Source organism: Collinsella sp. AF39-11AT, from assembly GCF_003474585.1.
Lineage (GTDB): Bacteria > Actinomycetota > Coriobacteriia > Coriobacteriales > Coriobacteriaceae > Collinsella.
This window is the reverse complement of the sequence record NZ_QROG01000021.1, coordinates 32,876-41,545: the sequence shown is the minus strand read 5'-3', so window position 1 is coordinate 41,545 and position 8,670 is coordinate 32,876. Positions and strand designations below refer to the sequence as shown.

Sequence of the window (8,670 nt, the reverse complement as noted above, 5' to 3'; positions counted from 1 at the left end):
TTGCTGCCTAGGCTAGCCCCTTGTCACACAAACTACCGAAGCCTCAAATTAAGACAGATGTGCCCTGGACAAGACCGTGAGCCTTGCCTTATATCAATCGATGTGTGGGCACGTTATGCCTAGAGACCAGGTTCTCCAAGCAGGTTAACAATGTGATATGCGAGATAACTCTTCTCGGCATCGGTAACGACAACGTTATAGGTAGACGCTAAGTGGTCGGCAATTGACTCCGCACACGAGAACGCCCTCGGATACGCCGTTTCATCGATACGGAACAGCGCGTCGCCATTGACCTGCCCCGCCGCGGGATCGAGCGCCCGCTGCGCAAAAAACTGCAGATGGCGAACGAAACGCTCGTACGGCAACGAGGTGACGTCAAGGGTCGTGGCATAGTGCTCGGAAACAATCGCGAGCACGTCGCGAACAAGCTGGACCGAAACAATCAGACGGTCAGAGCGCTGCGGCATGGTGGCGTTGACGATATGCAGCGTAATAAAACCCTGCTCTTCTTCGCTCATCTGGATGCCCATATACTCCTTGATAATCTGCAGCGCACGGCCCGCAAGCGCATACTCCTTGCGATAGAACTGCTGGATCTCGAGCAGCAACGGATTCTCGCAGGGGACGCCCTTACGCTCGCGCTCCAAAGCAAGACTGATATGGTCTGCGAGAGCAATGAGAATCTTGTCGTTGATATCAACATTGAGCTCTCGACGGAGCATCTGAACAATGTCCTCGGCAATCACGAGGTTGACGGTGGGGATGGACTCCAAAAGATGTGCCAAGCGGTCAATCGTACGCGAATCCTGAGAAGTGCCCTCCTGCAGCGCATAGGTCTTTTCGACCGATGCTTCATCGATAGCGTCGCCGGCATGACGGCCAAAGCAGAGGCCTCGACCGATGACAATGAGCTCGGAGCCATCGTCCGAAGTGACCATTGCGACGTTGTTGTTGAAAACTCGCTTGATAACCACGGTACCCACCACAAGAATTTACTCGGAAAGCCAGACGACAGGCTCTTTAACAGCAACAGGGCCGGAAGCGTGCTCACGAAGAGTCGAGTTCTCCGAACGCTCGCACACGATAACGAAGACCGTGGGATCGAAGCCGGCGGCGCGGACCGCGTCGAAATCGACCTCGACGAGGGGCTGGCCCGCGTCGACATGGTCACCCTGGGCAACAAGCGCATGGAAGCCCTTGCCCTCAAGTTTAACAGTGTCGATTCCGATATGCAGCATCACCTGAGCAGAGCTGTCGTCGGACATGATGCCCAGCGCGTGCTCAGTCGGAAACAACGCCGCGACGGTGCCGGAAACAGGAGCGCACACCGTTCCCTCTTGGGGAACCACGGCAACGCCATCGCCCACGGCACGGCTGCTAAAAGCGGGGTCATTGGTATTTTCTAGATGAACAAGCTCGCCGGAAACGGGAGCGAGGATTTCGAACTCGGAAGCTGCAGTCTTCTGCTCATCCGAACCGCCCATCAGGCGAGAAAAGAAACCCATGGTGGCATGTCCCTTCATAAATATAGCCCAACCAAAATCAAGCGAATGCATCCATAGAGACACACTCGTTCAAAGACTTTGGTTAGGCCCACGTCCGAGGGACTCGGTAACCTTCCGCATTTCTTTTTACGGGAGTTATTTTAGACAAGCCCAAAGCCAGAATAGTCATTATGACCGGTGAGCGGTATTTTTTCTTCGATAAACGGTATTTAGGCAGCACTTGGGGACGTTCCTTTTCTGCCGGCACTCGGGGACACTCCTCACTCTGGTGCATTGGGGACAGGTTTGTTTGCACCAGGTTGGTGCAGATTAACCTGGCCCCATTGCACCAATTTCGTATGCGCTAGACAAAGAGCTCGCATTCCTTCCGCACGACGCAAACCTTGCTCAGCATCTGGGAAACAGCGGATAGCTTGTTGGGATCAAGCTTACGAGCGCCTCGCGGGCATACGGCAATGCAGCGCATGCAGGAGATGCACGCCTCGCCAGCTGCTCGTTTGGGGTCACCCTTGTCGATAGCACAAACGGGGCACGCCGCGGCGCATGCACCGCAGGAGACGCAATCCTCTGTTGCCTCAGGTGCCATGCGGTGACCTCTGGCTTGTTTGTAAGGACGATTGCCGGGAATAGAGGGCTCGGATGTATCCTCAGCCAACAGCTTTTGCTGAATTTGCTGCGCAAACTCTGCGAGCTGCGCCGCATCCTGCACATCCGGACGACCGGCAGCAAACTGTCGCGCAATGGAATGTTCTGCAATGGCTGCAACTGCCGCGATTACCCGGAATCCCGCATGCTTCGCAACGTCCTCCAGCTCTACGAGCGTGTCCTCAAACGCGCGGTTTCCGTATACACAAACCAAAACAGCCCGAGCCCCGTTGCCGCGCACCATGCCCAACCGGTCAGCCACCACAGCCGGAATTCTACCGGCATACGCCGGCACAGAGATTACGGCCACGTCGTCCTCAGTCATCGAGACAGCGCTGAGATCTAGCCCGCTATCGGTCAGATCGACGGTAACGGTATTATTGTCCAGCGCCCCGGCCACAAGGCCAGACACCTTCCGCGTTCCACCCGTCGGACTAAACACAATTTCGAATACGCTCATCGAGGCACCCTCTCCCTACGCCTGGCAACGCGTCAAGCCGTTTTCACATTCAGACAGAGTATACGGCGCATGGGGAGAGCTCCCCGTTTCGGTGCGCCAGGCACCCCAATGCACCCACCCTACGCTGTCTGCCTCTTCGTTTTGTATAAATTACGGTACAGATTGTATATATTTACGGGATACCGCCGCGTTCTCCTGAGGTACCCCATCCTGGCCCGTGCAAAAAACGGAGTATTCTGCAACGTGACCGCGCCAGCACCGCCGCGGATGGGCAAAACTGTAGGGCGCCGCATCCTTTTAAGTCCCGACATGGCGAGAATGACGCGCCCCTGCTCCGGAAAACGACGAAATCTGACTCAGAACGCTCGCTAGGGATATCCGAAGGCCACCGTTGGCGACGTCAAATCATATGCAGACAACTCGAACTGCAGAATACTCCAAAAAATGCACGGCGCACCCCATGGGACCCATTGCCGCATGGTAGGAAACAGGCCCACGGCATCCTCTAGATGCATTCCCGAGGAAATCACATTTGAACTAGCGATCGGATACGGCAAACAAAAAGGGCCCCGAGCGTAGTTGCTCGGGGCCCTTGGTTCACCTCGCTCTAGCGGGCGATGCGTGCGTTATTTGCGCTTGCCGCCGCCGTCACCGGGGCGACGGGAGCTGCTACCGCGCTTGCCACCACGACTATTGCCATAGCTGCCACGGTTATCGCGACCGCCGGCACGACCGCCACGGGAACCGGCCTGGTTGCCGCCGCGACCACCACGGTAGCCGCCGCGACGCTCTTCGCGGGTATCGTCGTAGTTGCGCCAGTCATCGCGACGATCGCGGCTGGCACGCGGGTCACGACGATCGCGCGACTCGTTAGAACGACCAGCACCGCCGCGGCCGCCGTTACCACGAGCGCCCTCGCCGCCGCGACGCTCGTCTCGGCCACTGCGCTCGTCATCACGACCGGAACGACGACGGTCGCCCGAGCCGCGCTTGCCGCCGCGCGAACCACGGCCCTCGTCTTCGCGCTCAACACGACGACGACCACCACGGTCCTCGTCCTCGCGGCGACGGCGATGAGCCTCGCCCTGGAACTGTTTGGCACGGCGCTCGGCACGGTTGCCGCGCGGGGCCTGCTCGACGACAGCAGCACCGCCGCGCTCCTCGGCAGCCACCTCGCGGGCCACGCTCTCCACAGCCTCGTCCACGCGAGCCTGAACACCCTCGCGCACGCGGGTCTTGCCGCCGCGCTTGGGACGACTCGGGCGCTCGCCGTCGCCACGACGCTCGTCGCGACCGCGGTTGGAACGACCGGCCACATCGCCGTAATCGTCGCCGTTGCGCTTGCCGTCGCGACGCGCCTGCTCAAGCTTCTTCTTGCTCTTGGACTTGCCGCGCTTGGTCTTCTTCTTCACCTTAAAGGCGGCAGGATCGCGCCCGGGATCGACGGCGGGCGGGTTGGGACCCACATGCAGTTCGCCGGCTTCGTAGATGTCGGCGGTCTTGTCCATGAGCTTCTCGATCTCGTAGAACTCGTCCACGTCCTGCTCGGTCACAAACGTGATGGCCCAGCCCAGCTCGCCGGCGCGGCCCGTACGGCCAATACGGTGGATGTAGTCGGTCGGCTCGGCCGGCACGTCAAAGTTCACGACGTAGCGCACGTCGCTAATGTCGATGCCGCGGGCGAGAACATCGGTTGCCACCAGCACGTCGACGGTGCCGTCGCGGAAAGCCGAAAGCGCGCGCTCGCGCTGGGCCTGGCTACGGTTGCCGTGAATCGCGGCAGCCTTGATGCCTTTACGCTCCAGACGACGGCAGCAGCTGTCGGCGCGGTGCTTGGTGCGCATAAAGACGATGGTGCGCTCCGGGCCCTCCTTCTTGAGGAACTCGGGCAGCAGGTTGTTCTTGGCCTCGATGGACACCGGGAACACAAACTGGTCGACGGTGTCGGCGGTCGACGTGGCAGGCGCAATCTCCACGCGTGCCGGGTCGCTCACCAGGTCGGTGATCTCGCCCACGGCCTCCTCGTCGAGCGTCGCCGAGAACAGCAGCGTCTGGCGCTCGGCCGGCGTCTCGCGCACAATGCGGCGGACGGCGGGCAAAAAGCCCATGTCGAGCATGCGGTCGGCCTCGTCGAGCACCAGCACCTTGACCTCGTTCAGGTGGCAGGCTCCCTGCTCGATCAGGTCGACCAGACGGCCCGGCGTTGCGACCAGGATGTCGCAGCCGTACTTGAGGGCAGCGGTCTGTGGCTTGTAGCTCACGCCGCCCACGACGGTCACGGCGACATGGCCCGTGACGTCGGCAATCTTGCCGGCGACCTCGTCGATCTGCTGGGCAAGCTCGCGCGTGGGGGTGATGACGAGCATCACAGGGCCACGGCCGTTACCCTCAGGCTTTTTAGCACCGCGACGGCGGTTGCGGCCGCCGCGCTCGCGCACAGGCTTGGGCGGAGCGATGTGCTCCAGATTGTTCATGGTCGGCAGCAAGAAGGCGGCCGTCTTGCCGGTGCCGGTCTGAGCGGCGGCAAGCAAGTCGCGGCCCTCGAGCACCACGGGGATGGAGCCGGCCTGAACGGGCGTGGGCGCCGTGTAGCCCAGGTTCTCGATAGCACGAAGCATCTCGTCCGAAAGCCCCAGCTCGTCAAAGGCGGGCAGGCTCTCGGTAGCGGACTCGACGGTCTCGGCGGCGCTGGCCTCGTCAGCCGCATCGAAGGCAGCCTGGGTCATGGCCTCGCGGGTCTCGTCCAGAATCTCGGCGTCGGTGACGTCGGATACAGAATTACGCATATGTTGTTGTTCCTTATCTGCACGCGTTATGGGCACGGCATGCGGCCGCGCGGGGCGTGCTTGGTAGTGCGCTAATACATACAAAAACGGGTGCGCACAGAGAGGACGTTGCTCAGCACGCTGGCGATCGCTTTGGCAGCCCTATCACGCGCCGTCCAGACGCAGCAGCTCTAAGCGATGGAGCAGATTCGCCGCCGGTTAGTATACCCGTGCTTCGCATGCCCCCACGTAAACCACAGATGACGAGGCGGGTCTGGGCCGATTGTCTCAATCTGTAACAGTTACGAGACAAAACCGGGTCTACACGTTACAGATTGAGACGAACTCAAACATCGCAAAACATAATCTCGATCTGTAACAGTTAGAGGTCATTTTCCCCGCTAGATGTTACAGATCGAGATGTTTGACATGAGCTGCCAACGATTGAGCAGCCACCCTCATCTGTAACGAAATGTCATACATTTCTTTCTATACTGGACACCCCCAGGGGGTATGGGTGTATAGTATCGGCAAGTTAACAATTCCAACACCGAACCACGGAAAGGAGAAGCCATGGCTCAAGATAAGTTCGACGTGGGCGGCATGACATGCGCCGCCTGCCAGGCGCACGTGGACCGCGCCGTAAGCAAACTCGACGGCGTCCAAAGCGTCGCGGTCAACCTACTCGCTGGTTCCATGATGGTCGACTATGACCCCGCGCAGGTCACCTCCGACGATATCTGCACCGCCGTCGACCGTGCGGGCTACTCGGCCTCACCCGTCGATGCGGGCACCGGTGCCGCCGGCTCAAGCGGCAACACGCAGGTCAGGTCCGGCGCCGCCCACATGGAGTCGCCCACCAAAAAATTGGAGGCCGCCGCCTCTGCCATGCGCGCCCGCCTCATCGTCTCGATCGCCTTCCTCATCCCGCTGTTCTACATAGGCATGGGGCACATGCTCGGTTGGCCACTGCCCGGCATCTTCACGGACCACATCCACAGCATGACGCTCGCCCTCACCGAGCTTGTCCTGCTCATCCCCATCGTCTATGTCAACGACGCGTACTTTATCAACGGGTTTAAATCGCTCGTTCACGGCGCGCCCACCATGGACGCGCTCATCGCCGTCGGCGCCACCGCTTCCGTCGCCTGGTCGCTCTATGCCATGTTCATCATGGCCGACCAGTTAGCCGCGGGTCAGGTCCACGAGGCCATGATGACGGGCATGGACAATCTGTATTTTGAGAGCGCCGGCACGATCCTGTCGCTCGTCACCGTGGGTAAATACCTCGAGACGCGCAGCAAATCCAAGACCGGCGGCGCCATCGAGGCGCTGATCGACCTGGCGCCCAAGACCGCGACCGTCGTGGCGGAGGACGGCAGCGAGACCACGGTGGACGTCGACAGCATCCTTCCCGGCCAGGTCCTGCGCGTGCGCCCCGGCGAGTCTATCCCTGTCGACGGCGTGGTACTCGAGGGCGCGTCGGCCGTGGACGAGAGTGCGCTCACCGGCGAGTCCATCCCCGTGGGAAAGACCGCCGGCGACACCGTCAACGCCGCCACCGTCAACCGCACCGGTTCGTTTACCTTCCGTGCCACACGCGTGGGCGCCGACACGTCGCTTGCCAAAATCATCCAGCTCGTCGAGGACGCCAACGCCACCAAGGCGCCCATCTCCCGCATGGCCGATAAGGTCGCCGGCGTGTTTGTGCCCGTGGTGTTTGTGATCTCGGCCGTGACCTTTGTGGTGTGGATGGCACTGACCGGCAGCATCAACGAGGCGCTCACCTCCGCCGTAGCCGTGCTGGTGATCAGCTGTCCGTGCGCACTGGGTCTGGCCACGCCCGTCGCAATTATGGTGGGCACCGGCAAGGGCGCCGAGATGGGCATTCTGTTTAAGAGCGCCGAGGCGCTGGAGAACCTGCGCAGCGTGGGCACCGTGGTGCTCGATAAGACCGGCACCGTCACCCGCGGCAAGCCGGCCGTGACCGACATTGTGGTTGCCGCACGCGCCGACGGCTCGCCCGCCATGAGCGAAAAAGCGCTGCTCAAGCTGGCCGCCGCGTTGGAGCGCTCGAGCGAGCACCCGCTGGCCGAGGCGATTATGGCCGAGTGCGAGTCGCGCGGAATCGTCGCGCGCATGGTCGAGGACTTTGCCGCCGTGCCCGGGCGAGGCGTTACGGCACGCGAGGGGCAGAATGTCATCGCGGCCGGCAACGTGCGCCTGATGAACGAGCTGGGCGCGGAGGTGCCCGCCGGTCTTGCCGAGCAGTTCGCTGCCGAGGGCAAGACGCCGCTGTTCTTTGCCAAGAACGGCGAGCTTGCCGGCACCATCGCCGTGGCTGACGAGGTCAAAGAAACGAGCGCCGAGGCCATCGCCGCGCTCCGCAAGCTCGGCGTCGACGTGCGCATGCTCACCGGCGACAACCGCGTGACGGCCGAGGCCATCGCCCGCCGCGTGGGACTCACCAGCGAACAGGTTATCGCCGACGTCCTCCCCGCCGACAAGGAACGCCACGTGCGCGAACTGCAGGATGCGGGCGGCAAGGTCGCCATGGTGGGCGACGGCATCAATGACTCCCCCGCCCTGGCGCGCGCCGACGTGGGCCTTGCCATTGGCACCGGCGCCGACATCGCCAAGGAGGGCGCCGACGTGGTGCTCATGCGCGGCGACCTCATGGACGTCGCCCGCGCCATCGAGCTTTCGCGCGCCACGATCCGCAACATCAAGCAGGACCTGTTCTGGGCACTGTTCTACAACGGCATCGGCATTCCGCTCGCCGCGGGCGTGTTCTTCCCGCTCACCGGATGGCAGCTCTCGCCGATGTTTGGCGCCGCGGCCATGAGCCTGTCGAGCGTGTGCGTCGTAAGCAATGCGCTGCGCCTGAAATCCTTTAAGCCTAAAGTGGCAAAATAGGCTCACCATTAAGTCCATTTAGAACGGGTTTTCCAAGTGCCCGAGATTGACCTGAAAGAGGAGCGACGCGTACTTTGGTACGCGAGCGACGGCTTGAAGGTCAAGGTCGGGTGCCTGGGAAAGCCGACACAACAGAGAGGAATACCCATGCGTTACACAATTAAGACTTCCGGCCTCATGTGCGGCCACTGCGACGCTACTGTCGAGACGGCACTACTCAACGTTGCCGGCGTGACCGACGCCGATGCCGATCACGAGACTCAGACCGTACAGGTGGAGTGCGCCGACACCGTGACCGCTGAGCAGCTCGCTGCCGCCGTCGAAGACACCGGTGAGAAATTCCATGCCCTGTCCGTAACCGCCGCGTAACGACCCGCAC

General features: G+C 61.6%; 6 protein-coding genes. 2 read left to right on the top strand and 4 right to left on the bottom strand.

What is annotated here, in order from left to right; translation table 11 throughout:
- Positions 1-119 precede the first annotated feature (119 nt).
- The 4 genes from DW037_RS08385 to DW037_RS08370 all read right to left on the bottom strand — a co-directional run bounded on the left by DW037_RS08385 (position 120) and on the right by DW037_RS08370 (position 5,396).
- A complete protein-coding gene (locus tag DW037_RS08385; protein WP_117629598.1) occupies positions 120-974 on the bottom strand; it encodes a PRD domain-containing protein in 855 nt (284 codons plus the stop codon).
- Between the two features lie 18 nt (positions 975-992).
- On the bottom strand, positions 993-1,505 hold the full coding sequence (locus tag DW037_RS08380; RefSeq protein WP_158549076.1) for a PTS glucose transporter subunit IIA: 513 nt from the start codon (positions 1,503-1,505) through the stop codon (positions 993-995).
- A gap of 343 nt (positions 1,506-1,848) precedes the next feature.
- Complete coding sequence (locus DW037_RS08375; protein ID WP_117583954.1) at positions 1,849-2,610, bottom strand: EFR1 family ferrodoxin; 762 nt, start codon at positions 2,608-2,610, stop codon at positions 1,849-1,851.
- Between the two features lie 626 nt (positions 2,611-3,236).
- Positions 3,237-5,396, bottom strand: coding sequence for a DEAD/DEAH box helicase (locus tag DW037_RS08370; protein WP_199408874.1), 2,160 nt, complete (start codon positions 5,394-5,396; stop codon positions 3,237-3,239).
- 552 nt (positions 5,397-5,948) lie between these two features.
- Between DW037_RS08370 and DW037_RS08365 the strand changes: the two genes are divergently transcribed.
- Both DW037_RS08365 and DW037_RS08360 read left to right on the top strand, forming a co-directional pair.
- Positions 5,949-8,291, top strand: coding sequence for a cation-translocating P-type ATPase (locus tag DW037_RS08365; RefSeq protein WP_117629572.1), 2,343 nt, complete (start codon positions 5,949-5,951; stop codon positions 8,289-8,291).
- Positions 8,292-8,438: 147 nt separating this feature from the next.
- The gene (locus DW037_RS08360; protein WP_117629571.1) at positions 8,439-8,660 is read left to right on the top strand and encodes a heavy-metal-associated domain-containing protein; all 222 of its coding nucleotides are present in this window, start codon (positions 8,439-8,441) and stop codon (positions 8,658-8,660) included.
- Positions 8,661-8,670: the final 10 nt, after the last annotated feature.